Source organism: Dactylosporangium sp. CA-152071 (assembly GCF_050936335.1).
Lineage (GTDB): Bacteria > Actinomycetota > Actinomycetes > Mycobacteriales > Micromonosporaceae > Dactylosporangium > Dactylosporangium maewongense.
In genome coordinates this window covers 71,109-96,480 of record NZ_JBNJMZ010000003.1, presented here as the reverse complement: position 1 = coordinate 96,480, position 25,372 = coordinate 71,109, and the positions used below count along the sequence as shown (strand labels likewise).

The window sequence follows — 25,372 nt, the reverse complement described above, 5'->3', positions numbered from 1 at the left end:
ACCCAGCCCGGATGGCCTGCTACCAAGACATCCTCGCCATCCCCACCAAGAAGCAGGCCCGCCCGGGCGTCAACCACCTGACCGTCGGGCAGACCCGTCTGCTGCTCGCTCAACCCGACCGGTCCACCCACCGCGGCCGACGCGACGCGACCCTGCTCGCCACGCTCTACGACACCGCCGCCAGGGTCCAGGAAATCGCCGACCTCACCGTCCGCGACATCCGTCTCGAACCCCCCGCCATGGCCGCCCTGACCGGGAAAGGCCGCAAGACACGCCACGTCCCCCTGATAGGCAACACGACAGCGATCCTGGCCGCCTACCTGGCCGAACATCGCCTGGACCGACCCGGCCACGACGACCACCCGGTGTTCTTCAACCAGCACCGCAGCAAGCTCAGCCGTGGCGGCATCGCCTGGGTCATCAGCAAATACCTGGCCAGGACAGACAACCCGCAACTCGCCGGCGCCGACGTCAGCCCGCACACCCTGCGCCACAGCAAGGCCATGCACCTCTACGAAGCAGGCGTCCCCCTGCCCTACATCCGCGACATCCTCGGACACATCGACCTGTCCACCACCGAGATCTACGCCCGCGCCTCGACCGAAGCGAAACGCAAAGCCCTCGAAGCCGCCTACACCGACACAACCTCCGACGACCTGTCCGAATGGAACCAAGACCCCGGACTGCTCGACTGGCTCACCAACCTCTGACCCGAACACCCACGCGTTATGCGCAGCGCTCGACCCCCAGCTCCGCCCTGACCAGGACCGACAGGCCGACGCTGCGCATAACCCAGCACTGTTCATAAGGTTCATTATGTTCAGCTGAACATAACGACCCCTGCGGGGTACCCCGCTCCCGGTGGATCACGGTCCCGTCCGCGGTGACCATCGGCGCGGCCAGCCACCGCTTCACATACAGAATGATCCACGGCTGGTCGGTGTTGGCCTCCACGGCTTTGACCATGAGGTCCCACGAGACGCTGTCGAAGAACTTGGCGATGTCCATGTCCACCACCCAGTCCATCCGCCAGCAGCGTTCCTTGGTCCGCGCGACTGCTTGCAGCGCCGACCGGCCGGGACGATAGCCGTAGGAGTCCGGATGGAAGATCTGTTCCATCCGAGCTTCCAGCCTCGCCGCGACCACGGTCTGCGCCACCCGGTCCCCGACCGAAGGCACCCCCAGCGTTCTGGTACCCCCGACCTTGGGGATCTCCACCGCTTTGACCGGTGGGGGAAAGTAGCTCCCCGACGACATCCGATTCCAGATCTTGTACAGGTTGTTGTGAACATCCTGTTCAAAATCGCCGACCGACTGCCGGTCGATCCCAGCGGCACCCTTGTTGTCCCTGACCTTCTCCCACGCCCGCCAGACCTCCATCTTCGAGATCTCGAACGGCTTGCCTGGTGATTTCTGCTCGGCCACCCGACTCCTCCCCGACCCGGACCGGGCCTGGTTGATCGAATCTTCGAACCACGGATGACCTGGCCCCTTCGCTCCACCCCCACCGCGTCAAGCAGGAGCTTCTCCACTACTACGGGCCAGTCCGCCGGCGTTGCCGCATCGGTACTCAGTTCCTCCCGGAGCTACCGGTCTGGAACGCTCCCTCTCGCCGCCCGGTCAACCCCGGACAGCCGTATCGGCTTCGCCTTCCCACGTTCCACGTGAAAGCCGCAGATCGAGCTCACGCCGCCTATATGCCGGACACCGCCTGGCCAGTAAGTGGGTAACCGCCAGACTCATCCCGAAGCAGTTCAGATGCCCCGGTTTCGATGTCAACCATTTCCCTTTCGACACTTCACAGGCTGTGACGCAACGCCTTCCCGATCCCTGCCTGACGCTTGAACAGCGCCTTTTCCACCTCGCTCACCACGACGGTCTTCAGCCAACGCAGCAGGTGGCGGCTTGGAGCCTCCCCCCACAGGGCGGCTCCGAGGGGCCAAACCCTCATCTTCCACGCAGCACCGCCTCTGGAGGCACTGTCCACATAGGACCTCCATCAACGTTCGTGGCACACCTGAACTGGGATGATGGGAGTTCTCTAGGCTTCCGTCATCCTGCTCGAGAGGGCATCTCGTAGGTGCGATTGTTGCATGCTGGCCGTGCGGTGGGCGCGGTGTTCGATGAGGCGAATCTGGTGTCGTGTGCTGGGTTGGTCCCGGTGTTGGGGTTGGCGGAGCGGGTCGGTCTGGCCGGGCTGGTCGAGGGCCGGGTGCGGCCGGACATGTCGACCGGGTCGAACCCGGGCGGGAAGGCCGCCGCAGTCGTGGCTGGGATGTGCGTGGGCGCGGACAGCATCGATGACCTCGACGTGTTGCGGCACGGCGGGATGGGCAGGCTGTTCACCGGTGTGTACGCGCCGTCGACGTTGGGGTCGTTCCTGCGGTTCTTCACCTGGGGTCACGCCCTGCAGCTGGAAGCCGCCAGCCGGGATCTGCTGACCGCCCTCGCGGCAGCAACGCCGTTGCTGCCGGACGCGGCGACGCAAACGTATGTGGATGTGGACTCGCTGCTGCGCAGGGTCTACGGCCACGCCAAGCAGGGCGCGTCGTTCGGGCACGCCAAGGTCGGCGGATACAACATCAAGCTGCGTGGCCTGTCACCGCTGCTCGCCACGATCAGCACCCCGCTGTCAGCGCCGGCGATCGCCGCGACCCGGCTACGCGGCGGCAGCGCGGGATCCTCCCGTGGCGCGGCGTCGCTCATCACGCAGGCGATCCGCACCGCCAGGGCGTGCGGCGCGACCGGCCGGGTCCTGGTCCGCGCCGACTCCGCGTTCGGTTCCGGCGCCGTGGTGTCGGCCTGCCGCAAAGCCGGGGTGAACTACTCGGTGACCCTGCAGACCAACCCGAAGATCCGCGCAGCGGTCGCCGCCATCGACGAGACCGCCTGGACCTCGGTCCGCTACCCGCGCGCTGTCCAGGACCCGGACACCGGCGAATGGATCTCCGACGCGCAGGTCGCCGAAACCGGATACACCGCGTTCGAGTCCAACAGTCACAAGGTCACCGCCCGGCTCGTCGTGCGCCGCGTCAAGGAACGCAACCCCGCCCCGGAAGGCCAGGAGGAACTGTTTCAGCTCTGGCGGCACCACGTCTTCCTCACCGACACCCATGAGTCCACAGTGGACGCCGACCTCACCCACCGCGGACACGCCATCGTCGAACAGGTCTTCGCCGACATCATCGACGGACCCCTCGCCCACCTACCCTCCGGGCGGTTCGCCGCCAACGCCGCCTGGCTCACCCTCACCGCGATGGCCCACAACCTGCTACGCGCTGCCGGCTGCCTCACCAGCCCTCGCTACAGCACCGCCCGAACCGCCACCATCCGCCGGCAACTGATCAACATCCCGGCCCGGATCGCTCACCGCGCCAGACGCGTCGTGCTGCACCTCCCCGCCCACTGGCCCTGGCAGCAAACCTGGCAGACACTCTTCGACCGCATCCACGGACCACCCGCAACGGCCTGACCCGAACGATCGCCCATCCGGGCCCGACCACCACCGGAGCAGGCCGGCACGCCCGGCAGTACAACCACGCCCACCAACCCGCCCATCAGCCACCATCAATCAACAGCCATCACAAGCCACCGACAGCAAGATCAGCGGTGGATCGAGGCTTAGGGCCCGGCGGGGCAGGACCTTGAAGGTGTGGGCGTCACCTGCATGGAGCTCGGCGACCGGCCCTGCTGGGAACGCCAAGACCGAGGCGCGGCTGAAGCTCAAGGAGGTGATGAGGGACCATGAGGACGGTCTGGCGATCGCGCCGCACGGCTTCACCGTCGCGGACGCGGTGCAAGACTTCCTGGCCTACGGCCTTCCGAGCGTCGACACGTCAGTCAACACGAGCCAACTACACGAATCTCGCCGAGCTGCACATCATTGCCGCTCTCGGCGCGCGCAAGCTCCGCGAGCTGAGCGCTCAGGACGTCGATCACTGGCTTGCCGACAAGGCCCAGGCACTGAGCGCCCGGACTCTGCGGCTCTTCCTGGCGGGCCGTTCCACGTCACCCCCAGGCTTGTCGCCGCAACGCCGGCGACCGGGCTGTTCACCGGGCGAGGGATGAACCGGCTGGCGTTTCGCCACGCATCATTCGCGGCCTATCTCGCCGCCTCTTACCTCGTCCGACGCCGTGTACCGCAGGCGCAACTGCGGCGGCTGTTCCTCATGCCGGTCGGCCGCGTCGGCCACGCCATTCCAGTTGCGTTGCGTGAGACAGCAGGCTGGCTGGCCGGCATGATCGGTGCAGAGACGCAGTGGCTCGCAGACGCAGGCCCAGAGAGCCTCGTACCGCACAGCCCACTCGTCGACTCACCCGCCGTACGCGCCGCGATCGTCGCCGCAATGCTACGCCGCGCCAGCGAGGTCGAGGTCGCAGACCAGCCATGGGCCCGGGCCAGTCGACCGCGTAGCCGTCGTCATCGAGATCAAAGGCTCATGGAACAAGGAGGTATCCACTAAGCGCACAGCACCTCTACGAGGAGGATCGTCGCCGTGCCGTTCTGCACCGTGGCACGCTGCGCATCCGATAGATCAGCGCGCTTGAACACGAGCTTGAGCGCATCGTCGCGGAGCTCGGCGGCCTTTCCCAGCCGGTAGACGACCACCGACGCGGACGGTGTCGCCCCTTCGGGCTGGTATCCGCTGGCGACTGCGTCGTAAGCACCGTAGCTGCCCAGTTGCGGCGAATCCCGCAACTTCACCTGGTGCAGGTGGAACGCCTGGATCGGGTCGACGCCGGCCGGCCCGACCCAGTACGTCCTCGACACGTCCTCGACGCCGTCATACCAGCGGTAGGTCTCCTCGAAGCCGTCGACGCGGAGCCCGGCGATGCAGGGCGGTGACTCCGACCGCACATACCACCAGACCCCGACCGCGCCGACCAACATCACGCCGAGCGCCACTGCCAGGACCGCGGCAAAGCGACCGTTCCGGCGGGACCTCACACCGCCCTCGACCGGCTCAGGTGCGCTCAACAGTTGCTACCACCCGTCTGCGTACAGACCATGTACATCGCCAGCGGAAGATTGTTCCGAACGTCCTGCGCATAATTGGCAAGGCCCGGAAGGTTTTGCCGCTCTTCGGGCTTGGTCAGCGCACCTCTTACCTTGGGCTCACCGTGCATGTGGGACATCCCAGCCAGATCATACGCCGTCAATCCCGTCCCGCCGGCCTCGGCCATCCCATTGTAATTCGTGACGTTACCTTTGAGCCGAACGGCGAGGACGGTGATCGACAGCTCGTCGTCGTAGATCATTTCTTCATACGAACGACCGGCAAGCTGATCCGAACTTTCGGCCACCGCATTGAACACCTCCTTGGTGACGTTCGCGAACCCGATCGACGCGCCGCGGCCGCCGAACCAGCCCTTGTGCAGGCCGACACCGCCAAATGCCCCCGCGAGCGCAAGCGAGAACGCCGGGAACCCAGCCGCCACCAGTGTGGTGGTCGTCGTCCAAGGGTTGGCCTGAGCCGTCCACATTTGTCGCGAGCCGGAGATCCCCCCGAAGCTGTTCTCGTAGAACGACGAGGCCTCCTGCATCAACAACGCCAGCAGATAGGCGGCATCGACGCCGACCTCGGCCGCGATCCGGATGACGTCCTTGGTCTTCGCCAGGAGATCCGGGTTGCACGAGCCCTTCCTGGCCTGGGCACACAGGTCCTCGAACTTCGGCTTCGGGGCGGCCCGCGGCCGGTAGTAGGTCTTGCCGTTCTTGTCCTTCGCGGAGCTCTTCTCGGTGGTCCCGTTGCCGTACCCCGGGTTGCCGCGCGTCTCGTCGTTCCCGCAGTCGTCCTCGCCGCTGCACGTCCTCAGGCCCGTGGCATCGCTCGACGTGACCGGGTTGTTGGCGGCATACGCATAGCCGCTGAGCTGTTGCGGGTCGCTCGGATCGGCGACCTTGTCGTCGGAGATGAAGCGGCCGGTCGCGGGTTCGTATTCGCGGGCGCCGAGGTGGGTGAGCCCGGTGGTGTCGCGGGTGCCGTCGACGAACCCGCGGGTGTTCGGCCAGGTCGGGTCCGCGCCGCGGACGTTGCCGAAGGGGTCGGTCTTACGGCGGGTGACCGCCTGGGTGACCGCGTTGACGGCGAGTTGCCCGGTGTTGTGATGGTCGGCGGCGAGCCAGGTCAGGCCGGCCGGGGTGCGGCTGGCAACCCCGTAGTACCGCGTGGCCGTGACCGTGCTGCCGACCTTGCGCAGTTCGTAGCCGGGCAGGTACACCGTCGCGCCGGCAGGATCCTTCCCGACGAGCCGGGTGCCGCCGGTGTCGTAGATGTAGCTACTGGCACCCGCGGAGTCGGTGACAGTGGCGAGGCGGCCCTCGTTGTCCCAGGTCAGGGTCTGACCGGGCTTGCCGGCGATGTTTCGGGTCAGCGTGTTGCCCGCATTGTCGTAGGTGTAGCTGTCGGTGCCCGTCGTCCCACCGGTGGCGACGACGTTGGTGAGCGTGTGCCGCTTGCCGGTGCCGGGGTACGTGTAGGTGCGGGTGGTGTCGGTGCCGCCGCCGATCGCGTGGCGAATCTCCTGGGTACGGTTGCCGCTGTTGTAGTTGGCGGTGCCGGTGGCATACCGGTAGCTGGTCCAGTAGCTGTCCGGCCCGCCGATGACCCCCGCTGACGGGCTCGGCTGGCAGGCGGCCGCCGTCGTCGTCCACGCCTCCGTCAGTTCCCGCAGCGCGTCGTAGACGAAGCACTGGTTCGACACGACCGACCCGGCGAGGGTCTCGGTGATGTTCGTGACGTTGCCGGTGGCGTCGTAGCCGTAGCCCTCGGTGAGCCGCTCGACCCAGGTGTTCGGATTGGCGTTGTTCTCGGTCTCGGTCTTGGCACTGGTCAGCCGGCCGGTCGTGTCGTCGATGCTGGTGGTCAGCCGGACACGCTTGCTGCCCGAGCCGAGCAGCTGCTGATACCGGCCACCGGCCGCGTGATAGGTCGTGGCGGCGACATAGGTCTCGAGGCCGGTCCGGGTGAGCGCGTTGCCGGCATCGTCATAGGTGCTGGTCACCGTCTCCTGAGGCAGACCGCCCGCGAGCGGGTACGTCACCGTGTCCGCGGACCCGTCGACCTTGTAGGTCATCGATGTGGTGTAGGAGCCGTTCGGCAGCCACGGCATGCTGGTGCTCGACGGAATCACGGTCGTGGTGCCCAGCGGGCGGTAGCCGTCGTCGTAGCCGGTGACGGTGCTGGTGAAGCTGTCCGTGCCCACGTAGCGGGTGGACGACGTCAGCTGACCCTTGGCCACCGAGTCGTACACCCACGAGGCCCGCTTGAACCCGCTCGCGCCGATACCGTCATACACGGCGGTCGTCCGGCCGAGAGTGTCATACGTGGTGGTGAGGCTGATCCCACGCGCATCGGTCGTGGTGACCGGACGGCCGTCCGGGTCGAACTCGACGGTGTTGCTCGTGCCCCGGTCCGGGTCGGTGCTCTGGTCCACCCAGCCGCGCAGGTTGTACCGCGTCGACCAGGTGTTGTTCGACTGGTCCTGCACCTGGGTCAGCCGGCCGAGCCGGTCATTGGTGAACGTGGTGGTGTGGTACGTGCCGGTGGCCGTGGCACCCAGGTACTGCCGCAGCTCCGTGGCCTTGCCGCGCACGTCCAGGAACGACGTGGTGGCAAAGCCACCGGCAGGCGGCAGGACCGTCGTGCGGTCACCGTCGTATGCGGTCGTCGTCTGCCACTTGAACGTCGGGTTCACCGCTCCCGCGCCGTACAGAGCGTCGACCGTCCGCCGGCCCGAGGTGTCGTAGCTGTGCTGGTGCAGGTTCAGCACTGTGTTGTCCTCGACGGCTTTGACGCCGTCGGCGGGTGCGCTGGTGCTGTCGTAGGCGACCGAGGACTTCGCGACAGCGCCTCTGCCGTCATACCGGGTGTCGCTGATGACACGGCCCCCGTTGGCGGTCGGAGCCGGCGACTGCGTCTGCCGTGGCCGCAGCATCCCGTCGTAGAACTCGTAGCTGCTGATGATGTTGCCGTTGGGGCCGAGCTTCTTCGTCTGGACCGAGCTCGCCGGCGTGGTCCGCACGTTGTAGACGTACTCGATGTTCGGTGGCAGGTTCGTCGCCCGGCCCGGCACCCAGACCTTGGTCAGCCGCCCCAACGGATCGTAGTTGAGCGTGACGACCTTGTTGTTGGCATCGGTGGTGGTCAGCGGCTGGTTGCGAACGCCGTCGAACGTCTCGGTGGAGACGTGCATGAGCGGGTAGACGGTCTTGGTCGCGGACGTGACCGCCGCACCGTACTCCGGGGTGAACCGGATCGTCGTCTTGTTGTCCGCCGCGTCGAAGCTGTCCTGCGGGCGGCCGTTGTCGTCGTACTCGGACCGGCCGGTCTGTTTCCACACGGGTGTGGATCCGGTGAACGAGTCCAGTGCGAGGGTCTTCGTGGTCAGGCCGCGGGTGCCGATCGTGCCGGCGGTGGTGTTGCCGTCATACAGGGTCTGGCTGCCGGCCAGGTGGTTCGCCGGCCCGGGGCTGGCGGTGCAGTCGGTGGTGAGGACCTGCGCCGGGAAGTCGATCAGCCAGGCTGTGGTGTTCCGGGCATATGTGGTCGACGTGCACACGTTGTCGGTCGTGAGGCTGGTGTCACCCAGATCCTGCACACTGGTCGGCTGGGCATAGGTGGTGTCGAAGGCGGTCTGCGTGTCGGTGCGCCGCCAGCTGGACGTCGCAGCGATCCAGGTGCGGCTCTGGACGCGGGAGGTCCGCAGATACGAGGCGTTCTGCACATGCGGTGCAGCGTAGGCGGGCGTCATCGTCCGGGTGGCGGTCTGCTGCTGCCACGGGTCGTTCAGTGTGGCCGACAGCAGCTGCGCCCCGACGGCGGGCCCGTCGTAGTGGCGTTCCTCGCGGAGGAACCCGGCGAGCCGGTTGTCGTCGTTGAGCACCGAACCCTCGGACGCGGTGATGGTGGCGGTGCGGGTGTAGGAGCCGTTGTCGGTGCGGTCCAGGTGCATGCCGCGCATGTACAGGTATTCGACATAGCCACGTGGTGCCGTCGAAGGACCAGTGGTCACCTTGACGGTCGAGAAGCCGCGCCAGGTCGACCAGTTCCGCATGGAGACCGCCGTGCTCCATACGCTGTCGTTGTGGTGCCACAGCACCGGCGTCGAGGAGCCTGCGGTGCTGTAGGCGTAGTTGTACTCGACGTCCGCGTTACCGCCGACGAGGTCCTTCTCCAGGACCTTCGACACGCGGTACTTGTTCCACCACGACCAGCCCGGCTGGGCCAGCGGCGGCGTGTAGTACTGCGGGAAGCAGCGCTTGTCGTTGTTGTCCGGGTCCGGCGGTGCGGAGATCGAGCAGTCGGTCCCCTCGTAGGTCACACCGATCTCGCCGCCGGTGCCGTTGCTGACCCGGGTCACCCGGTACTTGTTCGTCGGCGGCACACCCGCACCGACGTTGAAGTCCATCCGGTTGGCGTACGGGGTGCCGCCGAACGTGATCTCCGGCAGCGCCTTGCTGCCGCCGACCCTGCCGGTCTGCGTGATACTGGCCAGCCACAGCGACGGACTGGTCCCGTCGTTCGTCGGCGGATACTGGTGCGTGAATGCCCACTCGTCAGCGACACGGTAGCCAGAACTGCCCCTGACCTGGGTGGTGACGCCGGTCAGGCGCTTCGTGGTCCAGAACGACGGCGAGACGTTGTTGTTGCACGGCACCGCGGAGCACTTGAGGTCCCACGGGGTGTCCGGCCAGTTCGCCGTCACCGGGTTCGAACCCGACCAGCACGACGCCAGACACCGGTCCCCGACCGAGAACACGATCTGCATCGGCGCCGGCGTCGACAGCGACTGGTTTTTCCGCGTGCCGTAGTCGATCCGGTTCAGGTACGACCCACGGTCATACGCCGCCGTCGCACCGGGGTTGCCGAACAGTCCGGTGACGTTCTCCTCCCTCGTGTACCAGTACGACTGCGTGTTGCCGTGCCGGTCCTCGACATAGTCAAGACTCCACCGCCACGTCTGGTAGCACCACGACGCGCCGAACGAACCGGAGTTGAAGCACGGCTCGTCGCCACGGTTGGCGAACACCGGGACGCGCAGCGCGGAGTTCGTCTCCGAGTCTCCCGTCGCCCAGCCCGGGATGCGGTTCAGGCCGAAGTAGTACTGGGTGCCGTCCGTCGCGGTCAGCTTCCAGTGCTCCCCGTTGTCGTCGCCGTTGGTCGCCCCGGTCAGCAGCTCGAACTTCGACCCGTCATCGCTGGCCAGCCGCCACTTGCCGGTCGCGTCGTCCAGGACCAGGTCACCGGAGCGGCCACCGAACACCACCGTCGCGTTCTGCGACCGCCAGCACGAGTCCGACGTCGCATTCTGGTAGAACGGCGCGTAGTACGCATCGGTGCGGCTCATGTTCAGCCACGCCCGCAAGGTGTCACCCTCACGACCCAGGATGTCGGTGCGACCGTCACCGTCGAAATCCCCGGCCATGAGCAGCGACACCGAATACCAGACGTTGCTGTTGAACAGGCTCGCCGCCTTCGACGGCGCACCGGGCGTCGAGGTGTTCTTGTGGAAGTACATGTCGGAGCCGTAGACCGTCATGATGTCCGGCTTGCTGTCACCGTCGTAGTCCTTCAACGGCAGGAACGTGCCCCAGATCGCCCAGCCCGTCCCCCAGACCGTCGCCGCCCCGAGGCTCAGCGTGCCCGCCGCGCCGTTGCCGGGCCACAGATACAACGAGTCCCCGGACCGGCCGAGAATGTCACGCTTGCCGTTGCCGTCGAAGTCGCCCTCCATGAACGAGTTGACGGACCCCCACCCGGCACTCAGCAGCGACGACGACACCGAGAAGCTTCCCGGCGTCGACGTGTTCTTGTGGAACCACATCTGCCCCGACGAGTTGACCGCCAGAATGTCGACCTTGCCGTCGTTGTCGTAGTCCGCCATCGGCAGGAACGTGCTGTACCCCGACCAACCCGACCACACCACCGGCGCCGCCGTCGAGAACGTCCCCGGCGTGCTCGTCCCCCGCCAGATGTACAGACTGCCACCAGCCCGACCGACCAGATCCACCTTGCCGTCGGCGTCGAAATCCCCGGCCATGAACGAGTCGACCGAACTCCAGCCGCTGCTGACGAACTGCGCTGCCACAGTCGCCGCACCCGGACGTGAAGTGTTGCGCCAGAACCACATGTCCGACCCGGCCACCGCCAACGCATCGACCTTGCCGTCACCGTCGTAGTCCAGGACCGGCAACGTCCGCCCGTACCCTGTCCACCCTGGCGACACGTCGATACGGTTGTTGTAGTCGTCCTTGCACGAACGGAACGACCGCTCGATATAGCCGGGTTCGTAACCCCAGCCCTCACCCACCCACGACGTCTGCGCACCGCTCGCGTTCGTCCGGCCGTCTACGGCGCTCGACGAATACCCCAGCTCGACCTGCGGGACCGCACCGCCCAACGCCGGGGGCGCCGTCAGCGGATAGTTCCAGGAGAAGTCACCGGACTGTTTCCCGGCCTGCCACGACGCCGAGGCCGTCAACGGCGTGTGCGAATAGTCCGGTCCGTCCGCTGACGACGACAACGCTGTCACCGCCAGCACCGTCGGCGCCGACGCCACCGCAGCCCCTGACCGTGACCCCTCGGCCAGATCGGCCTTCGACGCGACCTTCGCTCCGACCGCGACATCCGCCGTCAGCCGGCCGGCCGCCTTGTCGTTCCTGGTTTGCAGCACGGTCGTCTGACGGCACGCGTCCAGGCCGGGGGTGCTCACCGCGCACGCGGGAAACTGCACCAACGTCAGCCGGGAGGACCAGTCGGCACCGAACGCATCCCGGAACCCGGAATAGTCCACCTCCACCGAAGCTGCACCCACCGCTGAGGGGTCATCCGCCCAGGATGCTCGCATCAGGACACCTGACACACCGACTGCCGTCGCGGCCGCTCGGTCGAACACCTCGACCTGCAACCGGGACGGGCCGGCATCCGCGGTCCTGGCCTGCGTCGGTCGACCGGCCCACACCGGAGAACTCCCAGCCTGCGCCCGCCGGCCGGTCGGCGGCGCGGAGATGTCCACCACGGACGATCCCGCCGCGGGCCACTGCACCGCCCCCGGCTTCCATGCCGGGGCAGTGTCTGTCGGCGACACCGTCTTCGCCTTCACCGCCTGCGGCGACACCTTGGCCGACGGCTGCACCGGCACCTCCGCACCCGAAGGCGCCGCACGAGCGGGTAAAGCAACGAACAGCCCGCCGATCAGCAGGCCGGACGCTGCAGAAACGATGAATCGCCGAACCGCACCTGACGTTGACATGGCGCCCTCCCCCGCAGCCGAGGCCCACAGCCAGGCATCAGCGCGCGTAAATATAAGGCGTCGTGTATTTCGATACAAGGGCCGATCGGAGGATTGACCGGCAGCCGGCCCGGACGAGAGTCCAAGTCGGCGCTACCGAGGCATTCGGCCACCTCGACAGCATCGGCTCTGACGGTCGCGCAGGCTCGCCCGCCAAGGCTCACCGCTCAGGATGTGTCGCGATCATCCACAGTGGACACTTAAGTAAAAGGGGGTGCAAGCATCCGAGTCAGGTGTCGATCGCTCGACGCCACGACAGCCGGCATTCGCATAGTGCCCGCTCAATCACAGTTCATGGCGATCGCCGGCAGGCCGGCGAACGGCACGCCCGCACGGGGACCGGCCCGGCGGTAGGCCGGACGCTCAGATGGCGACGGCGTTCGAGACCTTCCATGCCCCGTCGACGGGCACCATGGTGAGCACCACGCGGTTCTGGTCGACCTTCTCACCCGTGATGTTCGTGTTGCGACGGTACTGGTTGAGGTAGAGCAACAACTCGACGCGTTCCGGGCCGGCGCTGACGACGCCGGAGGCGGACACGGCCGCGCGGACGATTGCCTGTTCCGACACCGCGTTGGGTTTGAGTGCGGCGGTCGTCCGGCCGTACTCGTCGGCGAATTGGCCGGTCACAAACGTCCGCGCATTCGCGACGCTGGTGTCGAAGCTGCGGTAGTCGTACGAGAAGATCGCCTGCGCGGCGGCGGTTGCGGCGGTGAGCGACTGGCGGGCCGCCACGTCCCGCTGGTGCGCCTGCTGGTGCTCGTACCAGCCCGCGCCGGCGAAACCCAGACCCAGCGCGATGACAAGGGCGAGCGCGACGACGCCCTTGCGGTACCCCTTCGGAAACCTCGGCATGACGGACCTCCTGCTTCAGCCGACGAACTGCAGCCGGGACACGAGCCAGCGGCCAGATCCGCGGTCGTGGGCGACGTCGATCTGGATGCGGAAGTGCGAGGCACGCCCTTCCGGCGACTTGGCGTTGCGGACGGTCGCGTCGACGGCGACCAGCACGACGGCCGCGCTGCGGTCGCCGGAGACCAGTGCTGCGCGCAGCACCGTCCCGCGCGACTCGACGTTGTTCTCCACGATCGCGGCCCGCACCTGCGTCTGACCGCGGGTGAACTCGTCGCGGAAGTCGCCGGTGGCGCCGGCGACGATCCGCTGCAGGTCGCGGTCGACGCTGGCGGCGCTGACCGAGACGAAGTTGACGGTCGTCTGTTTCGCCGCGGCGAGTGCCTGCTGGTGGGCGCGGTCGAGCATCCGGTCGCCGTACCAGCGGCTGCCGAAGACGCCCGCCCCGGTGAGGGCCACGCACATGACGACCACCAGGACGACGGTGCTGAGCGCGGGCCGGGAGAACCGGAGCCGGCTGCGCGGGGCCGGCTCGCGACGCTGCACCGTGCGGCGGTGCGGTCGCGGCCTGACCCGCTTACCCGGTTCCGGCGCGCGCTTCTGCTCCGTCGTGGACTCGGTCGTGGCCTCGGTCGTGGACTCGGTCGCGTCCGGTGGGGTCGGGGCGTCGTCGGGCAGGACGGGCTCCTCGCCGAGCTGTCGCAGGACCGCGGTGATCGGGTCACGCTGCCGCCGCGTGCGGCGGGTGGCCGTGCGGCGCCGGACACTGCGCGGCGGGAGCTCGGTCCCGGCCGCGCCGCCCTGCACGAGCTTCAGCGTTCGGTGCTCAGGTGCGGACACAACTGCCTCCATCCGAAGGTGCGCTACGGGGCGAGCCCGGCGAGCAGGAGCTGTTTCCAGGACTGGTCCCCGGCGAGTCCGTACTGCCCGCCGGTCGTGCCGAACAGCAGCGGGTGGCCGTCCGTGCCCAACGCCACCCCGGACGCCGGGTCGTACCCGCCGGTCTCGTCCGACGGGCCGGGCGGTGGCGGGTCGCTGCCGCCCGGGCGCGGTACGTTGTTCGTGCCCCGGACGCTCGAGCCCTGGGCCTGGTCGGCGGCGCCGCAGCGGGTGCCCTGCCCGTATTTGCAGGGCGGCGGGTCGTCGACGTTGAGCACCAGACCGAGGTGGGCGGTGCCGTCCCCGGGCGTGACGGTGAAGCCGCCGGCGACCGCCATCGGGTACACGACGAGGATCTGCTCGATGCCGGGCAGGCGGCGCGCCGCGACGCCGTTGACCGACACGAGGTTGCCCAGCAGCGTGCCGATCGTGGGGTCGAGCGCGTCCAGCAGCGTCACGAGTTCTCGGGCGGCGGGTGGCGCGCCGGTGATGAGCCGCCGCAGGTCGGGGTCGGACGAGCGCAGTGTCGCGGCGATCTGCGCCAGTCCGCTCGCCCATTGCCGGATCGCCGCCGAGGACTCCTCCTGGGTGGTGAGCACGGTGCGGCCGTCGCGCAGCAGGGTGAGCGTCTGCGGCAGGTTCGCCGACGCCTCCCGCAGGATCAGGTCGCCGGCGTCGAGGATGCGGCGCAGCGCCTGCTCGTTGCCCTCGAAGGCGGTGCCGAGCTCGTCGATGACGACGGACAGGGCGGCCGGGTCGACGGAGCGCACGAGCGCGTCGAGGTTGGCCAGCAGCGTCTCGGGGGCCAGTGGGACGCCGGTGCGGCTGCGCGGGATGACCGAGCCGTCCCGGAGGTACGGGCCGGCGTCGGTGTCCGGGCGCAGGTCCAGGAACTGCTCGCCGACGGCGGAGCGCTGTCCGACGACGGCCCGGGTGTCGCTCGCGACCCGGACGCCGTCGTCCAGCCGCAGCCGTGCCCGGGCGCCGCCGTCGTGCAGCGTGACGGCCTCGACCCGGCCGACCGGCACACCGCGGTAGGTGACCGGCGCGCTGGCGAAGAGGCCGCCCGCCTCGGCGAAGTCGGCGTGGACGACGTACCCGCGGCCGAGGAGCCGGTCGCCGAGCCCGACGTACGTGACGCCGACATGGACGACGCCGACCAGCCCGACCGCGAGAAACGCCAGGACCTGCAGCTTGGCGGAGCGTCGGATCATGGCAGCAGCCCTCCTCCGAGAACGTCGGGCAGCCCGCCCTGCCGCCCGGTGACGGCGCCGGTCGCGGGTGGCAGCAGGCAGCCGGGCGACAGTGCGGTGCCGGGCGGCAGCACCGTTCCGGGCGGGAAGACGGTGCCGGGCGGCACGATGCCGCCGGGCGGGAGCAGGCTGCCGGGCGGTGCGACGCTGCCGGGCGGCAGCAGGGTGCAGCCCTTCGGCAGGTCGCAGCCGGACGGGGGCTGCCAACCGGGCGGCAGTACCCCGCCGACCGGCAGGCACGGCAGCGGCAGCACGCCGGGCAGCGGCGGCGTGGTGACGGGCGGCTTCGTCGGGCTCTTCCCACCCGTCCCCGGGTTGGACTTCCCCGGTTGTGCGCCGCCGGTCGCCGCGGGCGCCGGACCGGCCGGCGCGGTCGCGACGAGCAGGTTCGAAAGGATCGTCGGGGCGTCGAGGTCCGCGGTCGCGCCGAGGTTGACGAAGTCCCCGACGATCGCGCCGGTGATGTTGGGCGGGAAGGGGAACGTCAGCATGAAGTCCAGGGACTTCGGCAGCGCGTCGCCCGCCTTCACCAGCTGTTCGAGGATCGGCTGGACCGCGCGCAGGGACGCCAGCGTGTCGTCGCGGCTCTGGTTGACCACCTGGGTGCCGACCCGGCCCAGCTCACCCAGGGCGGTCAGCGCGAGGGTGAGCTGCTCCCGCTGGTCCTCGAGGACGGTCAGGCCCGGGGCGAGGGAGCCCAGCGCCGTGCCGATGACGTCCCGCTGCCGGGACAGCTGCCCGGTCAGGCGGTCGAGCGAGTCGACCGCGCGCACGATGTCGGCCTTCTGCTGGTCCAGGCCGCCGACGAAGGTGTCGAGCTGGTGCAGCGCGTCCTTCGCCTCCGGCTCGCGCCCGTCGAGAGCCTTGGCCAGTTCCTCGTTGATCGTCTTGAGCTGCGCCAGGCCGCCGCCGTTGAGCAGCATGCCCAGCGCGGCGAGCACCTCCTCGACCTCGGCCGCCCGCCGGGTCCGGGCCAGCGGCACGACCGCGCCGTCGGTCAACCGGCCGCGCGGCGGCTCGGTCGCCGGCGGGTCGAGCGCCACGTACTTCTCGCCGAGCAGGCTGGTCTGGCGCACGGCCGCGGTCGCGTTCGCGGGCAGCCGCACGTCCCGGGCGATCCGCAGCCGGACGCGGGCCGTCCAGCCGGACAGCGAGATCTTCTCCACGCTGCCGACGGTCACGTCGTCGACCTTTACCGCGGCCTGCGGCACCAGGTCGAGGACGTCGGCGAACTCGGCCGTCACGTGGTACCCGTCGCCGCTGGGCGCCCCGCCCGGCAGCGGGAGCCCGGCGACGTCGGGCAGCCCGCAGCCACCCACGAGGAGCGTGCCGGCGAGCACCGCGGCCAGGTGCCGTCCGGCGCGCTTCACGGCGTGCCTCCCAGGATGCCACCGACGGTGAGATCCCGCGTGACACCGGGCAGCTCGGGCAGTCCAGGTGGTGCCGGCAGTCCGGGCGCGGCCGGCTGGGCGGGCGCCGCGGCGCCGTTCGCGGCGGGCGGCGCGGCGGCCGGCAGCCCGAGAAGCTTGCGCAGCTGGTCGGTCAGCGGCAGCCCCCGGGCGTTGAGGGTCTGGGCGAGCGCGAAGCACTCCTTGGGGATCTGCGCCGTCGGCACGAGGTCGACCATGACCGAGCACACGTAGCTCGCCGGGTCGTACGGCCCGAGCGCGTTGTCCCGCGTGTCGAGCGTCCCCGACGTGGCGTTGTAGGCCAGGTTGAGGTTCGACAAGGCCAGCGGGGTGACGTCGAGGATCTCGATGATCGCCTTCTGCTGCCGTACCAGGATGCCCGTCACGTCGGCCAGGGCGTCCACATCGGACTTCAGCGCGTCGCGGTTCTCCCGGATGAACGTGGTGACGTCGCCGAGCGCCGTCGCGAGGCTGCGCAGGGCGGCGGCCAGCTCGTCGCGCTCGCCGGCGAGCTGCCCGGCCACCGCGGCGAGCTGCTGGTTGAACGCCCGCACCTGCTGGTCGCTCTCAGCGAGTGCGGTGGTGAACAGCTGGAGGTTGACGACCGTGCCGAAGAGGTCCTGCCGCCCGTCGGCCACAGTGGACAGTGCGCGGCCGAGCCCGTCGAGCGTGGCGTGCAGGTTGTCGCCGTTGCCCTCGAGATTCGCCCGCCCGGCGGCGACGAGGTCCTTGAGCGCGCCGTCGGCGTTGGCGCCGCCCGGCCCGAGCGCCCGGTTGAAGTCGTCGAGCGCGCGGTAGATGTCGTCGATCTCCATCGGCGCGGCCGTGCGCTCCACCGGCACGTCGGCGCCGTCGCCCAGGGCCGGGCCACCGTTGTACGCGGGGGTGAGCTGTACGTACCGGTCGCTGACGACGCTGGGCGGGATGATCAGCGCCTGGGCGCCGGCCGGGATCCGCCGGTCGGCGTCGTACCGCATCTCCACGCGGACGGTGCGACCCTGGGGAGTCACCGAGACCACCTCGCCGATGTCCACCCCGAGCACCCGGACCGACGAGCCCTCGTGGATGCCGACAGTGCGGCTGAAATGCGCGACGAGACGCCGTTGCGGCCGCCCGCCCAGGAACACGACGGCTGCTGCCGCGGCGACGGCGAGCACCACACCCGCCGCGATGAGACGACGCCTGTGCATCTCAGCGCCCTCCCGTCGTCGGCTGGTACGGCTGGAGCAGCCCGCTGACGTACGAGTCGAACCAGCGGCCGTTGCCGACCACGTTCGCGAACGCGTCGACGAACGGCCCCATCCTCTGGATGGTCTGCTCGAGGTTGTCGCGGTTGCGTTGCAACGTGGCCACCACGCCGCGCAGCTGCCGCAGGGCCGGCTCCAGCTGCTGCCGGTTGTCGGCGATCAGGCCGGACAGCTGCGTCGCGAGCGCGTTGGTGCCGACCAGCAGGTCGTGGATGGCGTCCTTGCGGCGGCTGACCTCGGACAGCAACGCGTTGCCGTCGGTGACGAGCTTGCGGAACTCCTCGTCGCGCGCGGCGAGCACCCCGGTGACGTTGTGCGCGCGGGCGAGCAGCTCGCGCAGCTCGGCGTCGCGGTCGCCGACCGTCTTGGACAGCCGCGACAGCCCGTCCAGCGACAGCTGCACACTCGCCGGGGTGTCGGCGAATGTCTGCGCCAGCGTGGTGAACGCGTTCGCCAGCTGGGTGGTGTCGATCGAGTCGAGCGTGTCGGCCAGGCCGGTCACCGCCTGGACCACGTCGAACGGTCCGGCGGTGCGCTCCAGCGGGATCTCGGCGTCGTCGGCGAGCCGGCCCGGCCCGTCGGGCGCGAGCGCCAGGTACTTCTGGCCCAGCACGGTCTTGATCCGGATCGTCGCGCCTGTGCGGGTGCCCAGCCGCACGTCGTGGTCCTCCAACCGGAACCGCACACGCACGTACGGTCCGGTGCTGCCCTGCGCCAGGTCGACGCCGGTGACCTTGCCGACGCGGACCCCGGCGACGCGGACCTCGTTGCCGGGGACCAGCCCGCTGGCGTCGCGGAACGCCGCGCGGTACGAACCCTGAGCGGTCAGCGCGGCGAGCGCGTCGAGCTGGAACGCGCCGAGCATCAGCGCCGCCAGGACGGCCAGGCTGACCGCGCCGACCACGACCGGATTGCGTTCCCGGAACGGTTTCACGCGCCACCTCCCGGTTGCCGGCACCGCGCCGCCTGGGAGCTGAAGGTGGCGGGGTTGAGGTCGCCGCCCCCGGCCACGCTCACGTTGCCGTCGAAGTCGCAGAGGAAGAAGTTGAACCACGAGCCGTAGGACGCGACGCGGGTCAATGCGGTGTACCGCTGCGGCAGCCCGCCGAGCGTCCGGTCGATGACCGCGGCGTTGTCGTTGAGCGTGCCCGACAGCGTGCCGAGCGCGTTCACGTCGGCGGCGATCGCCGGCCGCGCGTCACCGAGCAGCGAGGCGGTCGCCCCGGTCAGCTGGCCGAGGTTCACCAGGGCGTCGCCGATCGCCAGCCGGTCGGCCGCGAGCCCCGACACGAACTGCTGCAGCTGGCTGATCGTCACGTCGAGGTCGCCGCTGTGGTCGTCCAGTGTGGACAGTACCGCGTTGAGGTTGGTGACGACCCGGCCGATCACCGCGTCGCGGTCGGCGAGCGTGTTGGTCAGCGATGCGGTCCGCCGCAGCAGGCTCGCCATCGTGCCGCCCTCGCCCTGCAGGACCTGGATGATCTCGAAGGCGAGCTGGTTGACTGCCTGCGGGGTCAGCGCGGTGAACAGCGGCCGGAAGCCGTTGAACAGCACGGTCAGGTCCAGCGCCGGGGTCGTCTGCGACTCGGGGATGACCTGGGACGGCCGCAACGGCACGCCGTCGCCCGGCCCCTCGCTCAGCGCCACGTACCGCTGGCCGACCAGGTTGCGGTACCGGATCTTCGCCCGGACGCTCGTCGTCAGCGGGATGTCGTCGGCCACGGTGAAGGCGATCTCCGCGACGGTGTTGCCGGCGACCTTGATGTCGCGGACCTCGCCCACCTTCACGCCGGAGATGCGCACGTCGTCGCCGACGAGGAGCCCGGTGACGTCGGTGAAGCGTGCCCGGTAGCGGGTGCCGCCCGTCGAGAACGCGCCCAGCGTCTGTGCGAGCAGGGCGGTCAGCAGCACGGTCACGGCCGCGAAGACGGTCAGCTTCACCAGCGGTGCGAGCACAGTCCGGTTCATGCGCCCTCCGCTTCGCTCCGGCCTCCCGAACTTCAAGCTGAGCCCCTGATGAGCGGCCCCTCCGCTGCGCTCCGGACCGCTCATCGCGCGTTCACCACCGCTCCGCGCAGCAGCGGGCCCCACAGCAGCACCGCGATGTCCGGCACCTCGGCGGGCGGCACGCCCATCGTCGCGCCCAGCAACGGCTCCAGCAGCTTGCGCTCCTCGGCGGTGCCGGCGTCGGCGGTGGGCAGCGGCGCCGCGGGGACCGCGCCCGGGATCAGCCCGACGGGCAGCTTCGACGGTCCGGGCCGGGCGGCACCGTAGTCGTACCCGTCGTTGATCGGGGTCGACGGCGCGGGGACGTGCGGGTCCGGCAGGCCCCGGCAGTCGGGGCCGTTCCTCGCGCCGTACACCGGCTCGTCCCTGCCCGGCACGAACCTGCCGTTGTCGCGGGTGATCTCCAGCGTGATGCGCATCCGCCCGGAGGCGAACACCTGCTCCACCCGCGGCTGCAGCGCGACCAGGCCACGCATCAGGCAGGGGTACTCCGGCGCGTACGCGGCCAGCAGCTCCAGGACCGGCCGGCTCACGTCACCGACCTGGATGAGCTGGTCGCCGTGGCGTTCGAGGAAGAACCGGGTCACGTCGGCGGCCTCCGTGCTGTCGGCGAGGAACGCGGCGAGCTGGGTACGCTGGTCCGTGACGGTCCTGGCGGTCACCGACGCGTCGCGCAGGATGGCGAGCAGGTCCGGCATCGCGCCGTCGTAGACGTCCAGGACGTTGGCGAGCCTGCGCACGTCCTCGGCGATCAGCGGCATGTCCTTGTTCAGCGCGGCGAGGTAGCCGTCCAGGGAAACCAGCTGCTCGCCGAGCTGGTCGCCCTTGCCGTCGAGGGCCGTGGCGATCGCGCCCAGGGTCGCCGCGAGCTTGTCCGGCTGGATCGACTGCAGCAGCGGCAACGCGTCGTCGAGCACGCGCTCCAGCTCGACGCCGCTCGCGCTGCGGTCCTGCGGGATCACGTCCCCGTCGCGGATCGGGCGGCTGGTCTGCTGCGCGGGGGGCACCAGCGCGACGTACCGCTCACCGAACAGCGTCTTGGGCAGCAGCCGGGCGCTGACGTCGGCGGGGATCTGCGGCACGAGCGCCGGGTCGAGCGCGAGCCGCAGCCGGGCGCCGGCGCCGTCGCTGGAGACGGTGCGCACCTCGCCGACGACCACGCCGTGCAGCTTGACCTCCGCGCCGGGGCTCAGCTGCATGCCCGTTCGGCTCGCCCGAAGCGTCACCCAGGTCGTGTCGTCGAACGCCTTGCGGTATTGCAGCACGGCGAGGCTGAGCGCCGCGCCGAGCAGCGCCACGAAGGCGAGGCCCAGGAATCTGTGCCGCGCGTTCATCCGGCGATCCGCACCGTGGTGGTCGCGCCCCAGATGGCCAGCGACAGGAAGAAGTCCACGACGTTCACCGAGACGATCGCCAGGCGTACCGCACGACCGACCGCTACGCCCACCCCGGCCGGGCCGCCACTGGCGGTGTAGCCGTAGTAGCAGTGCACCAGCACGACGATGACGCTGAACACCAGCACCTTGCCGAAGGACCACAGCACGTCCTCCGGCGGGAGGAACAGGTGGAAGTAGTAGTCGTACGTGCCGGCCGACTGTCCGAAGTAGACGATTGCCATCGTCCGGGTGGCGAGGTAGCTGGAGAGCAGGCCCAGCACGTACAGCGGGATCACCGCGATGAAACCGGCGATCATCCGGGTGGTGACCAGGAACGGCAGCGACGGCACGGCCATCACCTCGAGGGCGTCCACCTCTTCGGAGATGCGCATCGCGCCGAGCTGCGCGGTGAAGCCGCAGCCGACGGTCGCCGACAGCGCCAGCGCCGCGACGAGCGGCGAGATCTCCCGGGTGTTGAAGTACGCGGAGATGAACCCGGTGAAGGCGCTGCTGCCGATCTGGTCGAGGGCCTGGTATCCCTGCAGCCCGACCTCCGTGCCGGTGAAGAAGGTGAGGAAGCAGATGACGCCGACCGTGCCACCGGCGACGGCGAGCGCTCCGGTGCCGAAGCTCACCTCGGCGAGCAGGCGAAGGACCTCCCGCTTGTACCGCCGGATCGTCCGCGGCGTCCAGGCGAACGCCCGCAGGTAGAACGCCAGCTGCCCGCCGAGGTTGTCGAGCTGTCGCAGGACCGGCATGTCAGCTCCCCTTCTGCGGCACGATCTGGAAGTACACGGCGGTGATGACGAAGTTCAGCGCGAACAGCAACATGAACGTGATGACCACGCTGTGGTTGACCGCGTCCCCGACGCCCTTCGGCCCGCCGCGTGCCGTCATGCCCTTGTACGAGGCGACGAGCGCGGCGACCGCGCCGAAGCACAGCGCCTTGATCTCGCCGACGACCAGGTCCGGCAGCTGCCCCAGCGCCTGGAAGCTGGCCAGGTAGGCGCCCGGCGTGCCGCCCTGCATGACGACGTTGAAGAAGTAGCCGCCGGACACGCCCACCACGCTGACCAGGCCGTTGAGCAGGACCGCGACCAGCATCGTGGCCGCGATCCGGGGCGCGACGAGGCGGTGCAGCGGGTCGATGCCCAGCACCTCCATCGCGTCCAGCTCCTCGCGGATCTTCCGCGCCCCGAGGTCGGCGCAGATCGCCGAGCCGCCCGCGCCGGCGATGATGAGCGCGGTGACGATCGGGCCGGCCTCGCGAACCACCGCGAGCACCGACGCCGCGCCCGTGAACGACTGCGCGCCGAGCTGGCGGACCAGGGAGCCGAGCTGCAGCGCGATCACCGCGCCGAACGGGACCGAGACGAGTGCCGCCGGCAGGATCGACACGGAACTGACGAACCAGGCCTGCTGCAGGAACTCGCGCACCTGGAACGGCCGTCGGCCGAGCCCCCGCAGCGCGTCGAGGCAGAACGCGAAGAACAGCCCGGACTGGCGCAGCGGCGCGGTCATCGGACCCGCCCCGGTTCGGCGTGGAAGGACCCCGGCGGCGGGGTGACGCCGTGCTCGAAGCACCATTCGCCGGGCGGTCGCTCCGCCCGGCGCGGCAGGCCGTCCGACGGCTGCAGTTGCAGCGGGATCGGCGGCAGGGGCGGAAGCTCGACACCGGCGTCGGCCTCGGCCTTGAGCTCGTCGGCGTCCTTCTCCTCGGCCATGCCGATCGGCCCGACCCGCTGTGCGTTGAGGAACTGCCGAACCACCGGCTCGGTGCTCGACAGCAGCATCTCGCGCGGGCCGAACATCGCCAGTTGGCCGTGGTAGATGAGCCCGATGTTGTCGGGCACCGTACGGGCGGTGTTGATGTCGTGCGTGACGATCAGGAACGTCGCGTCGATCTGCTGGTTGAGGTCGATGATCAGCTGGTTCAGGTATGCGGTGCGCACCGGGTCAAGACCCGAGTCCGGCTCGTCGAACAGGACGATCTCCGGATCGAGGACCAGCGCCCGGGCCAGGCCGGCGCGCTTGCGCATCCCGCCGGAGATCTCCCCGGGCAGCTTCCGCTCCGCGCCGACGAGGCCGACCATCTCCAGCTTCTCCGCGACGATCGCCCGGATCTCCCGCTCCGGCTTGCGGGTGTGCTCCCGCAGCGGAAACGCGACGTTGTCGTAGATGTTCATCGAGCCGAACAGCGCGCCGTCCTGGAACAGCACGCCGAAGAGCTTCCGCACCTCGTACAGCTCCCGCTCGCCGAGGCGGGTCAGGTCGTGCTCACCGATCCGGATCGCGCCCCGGTCCGGCTTGAGCAGGCCGACCAGCGTCTTGAGGAACACCGATTTGCCGGTACCGGACGGGCCGAGCAGGACCGAGATCTCGCCGGCGGGCAGGGTGAGGCTCACGTCGGCCCACACCGGCTGGGCACCGAAGGACTTCGCCAGTGCCTCGACACGCACCTCGACGCCCATCCGGCCCTCCTGCCTGAACCCGTTGCCTGTGACATCGCGGCACGGGCGCCCGGCGTAACACCGCGGGCCGGAATTTTTCGCGACCACCCGTCCGGCTGGTGGGATCGGCCGCCGCCGGTTACCGTGCGGAAACCCCCCGGTAACGAAGGTGCGCACCCAACGCGATGACGGCAACGATCGAACCAGAGCTCGTGGACCGCGCCCTGCGGGCCGATCCGGACGCCACGGCGGCGCTGCTCGCCGAGCTGCGGCCCGGCATCGTCCGCTACTGCCGGGCCAGGCTCGGGCGGGTGGGCGGCGCGTACACGACCGCCGACGACATCGCGCAGGAGGTGTGCCTCGCGCTGCTGCGGGCGATGCCCAAGTACCGTGACCAGGGGCGGCCGTTCACCGCCTTCGTCTACGGGATCGCGGCACACAAGGTCGCCGACGCGCAGCGCGCCGCCGTCCGCGACGCCGGGACGGCCCCGGTCGACACGCTCGCTGACCGGCCCGACGCGGCACCGGGCCCGGAGCAGCGGGCGCTCAGCACCGACCTGGCACGGCGCCTGTCCGGACTGCTGGCCCAGCTGCCCGAGCCGCAGCGGGAGATCGTCGTCCTGCGGGTGGCGGTGGGGCTGCCGGCCGACGAGGTCGGCGCGATCGTCGGCATGTCCGCGCCCGCGGTACGGGTCGCGCAGTCCCGCGCGCTGGCCCGCCTGCGTACGCTGGCAGGCGACACGTTGGGCGAGGTGGCGGCGTGAACGGGCCGGCGCGTGACCGCGCCGTCGAGCGGAGCGAGGTGACGTGGTGACGGAGCGCAGTGGCGAGCCGCCCGTCGACCTGGCCGAGATCCAGGCCGACGACGCGCTGCTCGACGCCCTCGGCCGCGGCGAACCGGCACCGGACGACGACGAGTTCGCCGACCTCCTGGCGGGCTGGAGGGCAGACCTCGACACCGACCTACCCGCGGACCTCCCGTCCGGCATCCCGGTGCCGCTGCCCGCCCGCCGCCGCACCGGCGTCCGGAGGATGCTCGCCGGTGCCGTGGCGGCCGCTGTGCTCCTCGGTGGCGCGGCGCTCGGCGCCCGTCATTCGGGACCGGACAATCCACTCTGGCCGCTCACCCGGGTGCTGTACCCGCAGCAGGCCCAAGCCCTGGCGGTGGAGCACACGATCGCACTGGCCGGCGACGCGGCGGCGGCCGGACACTACGACGACGCCCGCCGCCTGCTCGACGTCGCCGCGACGGACGTGGAACGGATCGAAGACCCGGCGACGCGGCAGCGGCTGCGAGACCGGATCGAGGAGATCCGCCGCTCCCTGCCGACGGTGACCGGCCCGGCCGCACCCGCCAGCACGCCGCCCACGCCGGTCACCCCCTCGACCCCGGCGCCGTCGCCGGGCGTCACCACACCGGGCCACACCCCCGGATCGGGCGGCGGGGACCCCACGACCGGTCCCGGTCCCCTCATCCCCGACCTGCCGACACCGCAGGTGCCGCCGCTGCCCGGGCCGAGTCTGCCGCTGCCACCGCTGCCGTCGTCGTTGCTGCCGTCGTCGTTGCTGCCCGGACTCACCGGCTGAACCGACTCCCGGCGTCGT

General features: G+C 69.9%; 18 protein-coding genes and 1 pseudogene. 5 read left to right on the top strand and 14 right to left on the bottom strand.

Features of this window, described 5'->3' with window-relative positions; genetic code table 11:
- A partial coding sequence (locus tag ACQEVZ_RS60445) for a tyrosine-type recombinase/integrase (protein ID WP_433386393.1) occupies positions 1 to 710 on the top strand: 710 nt, incomplete at its 5' end.
- A 16-nt stretch (positions 711 to 726) separates the two neighbouring features.
- Here ACQEVZ_RS60445 and ACQEVZ_RS60440 read toward each other — a convergent pair.
- Positions 727 to 1,425: a reverse transcriptase domain-containing protein gene (locus ACQEVZ_RS60440; protein ID WP_433376118.1), complete on the bottom strand. Its 699-nt coding sequence runs from the start codon at positions 1,423 to 1,425 to the stop codon at positions 727 to 729.
- 655 nt (positions 1,426 to 2,080) lie between these two features.
- Here ACQEVZ_RS60440 and ACQEVZ_RS60435 point away from each other — a divergent pair.
- Positions 2,081 to 3,472, top strand: coding sequence for an IS1380 family transposase (locus tag ACQEVZ_RS60435; RefSeq protein WP_433385993.1), 1,392 nt, complete (start codon positions 2,081 to 2,083; stop codon positions 3,470 to 3,472).
- A 262-nt stretch (positions 3,473 to 3,734) separates the two neighbouring features.
- Positions 3,735 to 3,987, top strand: a pseudogene (locus tag ACQEVZ_RS60430) (site-specific integrase); the annotation flags it as partial.
- Positions 3,988 to 4,459: 472 nt separating this feature from the next.
- Here the strand turns inward: ACQEVZ_RS60430 and ACQEVZ_RS60425 are convergent.
- The 13 genes from ACQEVZ_RS60425 to ACQEVZ_RS60365 all read right to left on the bottom strand — a co-directional run bounded on the left by ACQEVZ_RS60425 (position 4,460) and on the right by ACQEVZ_RS60365 (position 23,788).
- On the bottom strand, positions 4,460 to 4,906 hold the full coding sequence (locus ACQEVZ_RS60425; protein WP_433385996.1) for a hypothetical protein: 447 nt from the start codon (positions 4,904 to 4,906) through the stop codon (positions 4,460 to 4,462).
- 68 nt (positions 4,907 to 4,974) lie between these two features.
- The gene (locus ACQEVZ_RS60420) at positions 4,975 to 12,333 is read right to left on the bottom strand and encodes an FG-GAP-like repeat-containing protein (protein WP_433385999.1); all 7,359 of its coding nucleotides are present in this window, start codon (positions 12,331 to 12,333) and stop codon (positions 4,975 to 4,977) included.
- A 324-nt stretch (positions 12,334 to 12,657) separates the two neighbouring features.
- Positions 12,658 to 13,149, bottom strand: coding sequence for a hypothetical protein (locus ACQEVZ_RS60415; RefSeq protein WP_433386002.1), 492 nt, complete (start codon positions 13,147 to 13,149; stop codon positions 12,658 to 12,660).
- A 15-nt stretch (positions 13,150 to 13,164) separates the two neighbouring features.
- Positions 13,165 to 13,986, bottom strand: a complete 822-nt coding sequence (locus ACQEVZ_RS60410; protein WP_433386005.1) for a hypothetical protein — start codon at positions 13,984 to 13,986, stop codon at positions 13,165 to 13,167.
- A gap of 23 nt (positions 13,987 to 14,009) precedes the next feature.
- Entirely contained in the window at positions 14,010 to 15,239 is a 1,230-nt protein-coding gene (locus ACQEVZ_RS60405; protein WP_433386008.1) for an MCE family protein, read from the bottom strand.
- On the bottom strand, positions 15,236 to 16,648 hold the full coding sequence (locus tag ACQEVZ_RS60400; RefSeq protein ID WP_433386011.1) for an MCE family protein: 1,413 nt from the start codon (positions 16,646 to 16,648) through the stop codon (positions 15,236 to 15,238). The genes ACQEVZ_RS60405 and ACQEVZ_RS60400 overlap by 4 nt, the downstream gene beginning before the upstream one ends.
- Complete coding sequence (locus ACQEVZ_RS60395) at positions 16,645 to 17,877, bottom strand: MCE family protein (protein ID WP_433386014.1); 1,233 nt, start codon at positions 17,875 to 17,877, stop codon at positions 16,645 to 16,647. Before ACQEVZ_RS60395 ends, ACQEVZ_RS60400 begins: the two co-directional genes overlap by 4 nt.
- A gap of 1 nt (position 17,878) precedes the next feature.
- A complete protein-coding gene (locus ACQEVZ_RS60390; protein WP_433386017.1) occupies positions 17,879 to 18,868 on the bottom strand; it encodes an MCE family protein in 990 nt (329 codons plus the stop codon).
- Positions 18,865 to 19,902 carry an MCE family protein gene (locus ACQEVZ_RS60385; RefSeq protein ID WP_354903931.1) on the bottom strand — a complete coding sequence of 346 codons (1,038 nt, stop codon included), beginning with the start codon at positions 19,900 to 19,902 and terminating at the stop codon, positions 18,865 to 18,867. The genes ACQEVZ_RS60390 and ACQEVZ_RS60385 overlap by 4 nt, the downstream gene beginning before the upstream one ends.
- An 80-nt stretch (positions 19,903 to 19,982) precedes the next feature.
- Positions 19,983 to 21,275 carry an MCE family protein gene (locus tag ACQEVZ_RS60380; RefSeq protein ID WP_433386391.1) on the bottom strand — a complete coding sequence of 431 codons (1,293 nt, stop codon included), beginning with the start codon at positions 21,273 to 21,275 and terminating at the stop codon, positions 19,983 to 19,985.
- Positions 21,272 to 22,075, bottom strand: a complete 804-nt coding sequence (locus ACQEVZ_RS60375; RefSeq protein WP_354903933.1) for an MlaE family ABC transporter permease — start codon at positions 22,073 to 22,075, stop codon at positions 21,272 to 21,274. The genes ACQEVZ_RS60380 and ACQEVZ_RS60375 overlap by 4 nt, the downstream gene beginning before the upstream one ends.
- Position 22,076: 1 nt before the next feature.
- Positions 22,077 to 22,838 carry an MlaE family ABC transporter permease gene (locus ACQEVZ_RS60370; protein ID WP_344508909.1) on the bottom strand — a complete coding sequence of 254 codons (762 nt, stop codon included), beginning with the start codon at positions 22,836 to 22,838 and terminating at the stop codon, positions 22,077 to 22,079.
- The gene (locus ACQEVZ_RS60365) at positions 22,835 to 23,788 is read right to left on the bottom strand and encodes an ABC transporter ATP-binding protein (protein ID WP_433386388.1); all 954 of its coding nucleotides are present in this window, start codon (positions 23,786 to 23,788) and stop codon (positions 22,835 to 22,837) included. Before ACQEVZ_RS60365 ends, ACQEVZ_RS60370 begins: the two co-directional genes overlap by 4 nt.
- A gap of 164 nt (positions 23,789 to 23,952) precedes the next feature.
- On the opposite strand from ACQEVZ_RS60365, the gene shbA reads away from it, so the two are divergent.
- Complete coding sequence (gene shbA / locus ACQEVZ_RS60360) at positions 23,953 to 24,531, top strand: RNA polymerase sigma factor ShbA (RefSeq protein WP_344508913.1); 579 nt, start codon at positions 23,953 to 23,955, stop codon at positions 24,529 to 24,531.
- Between the two features lie 46 nt (positions 24,532 to 24,577).
- The gene (locus ACQEVZ_RS60355) at positions 24,578 to 25,354 is read left to right on the top strand and encodes an anti-sigma-D factor RsdA (RefSeq protein ID WP_433386386.1); all 777 of its coding nucleotides are present in this window, start codon (positions 24,578 to 24,580) and stop codon (positions 25,352 to 25,354) included.
- Positions 25,355 to 25,372 lie beyond the last annotated feature (18 nt).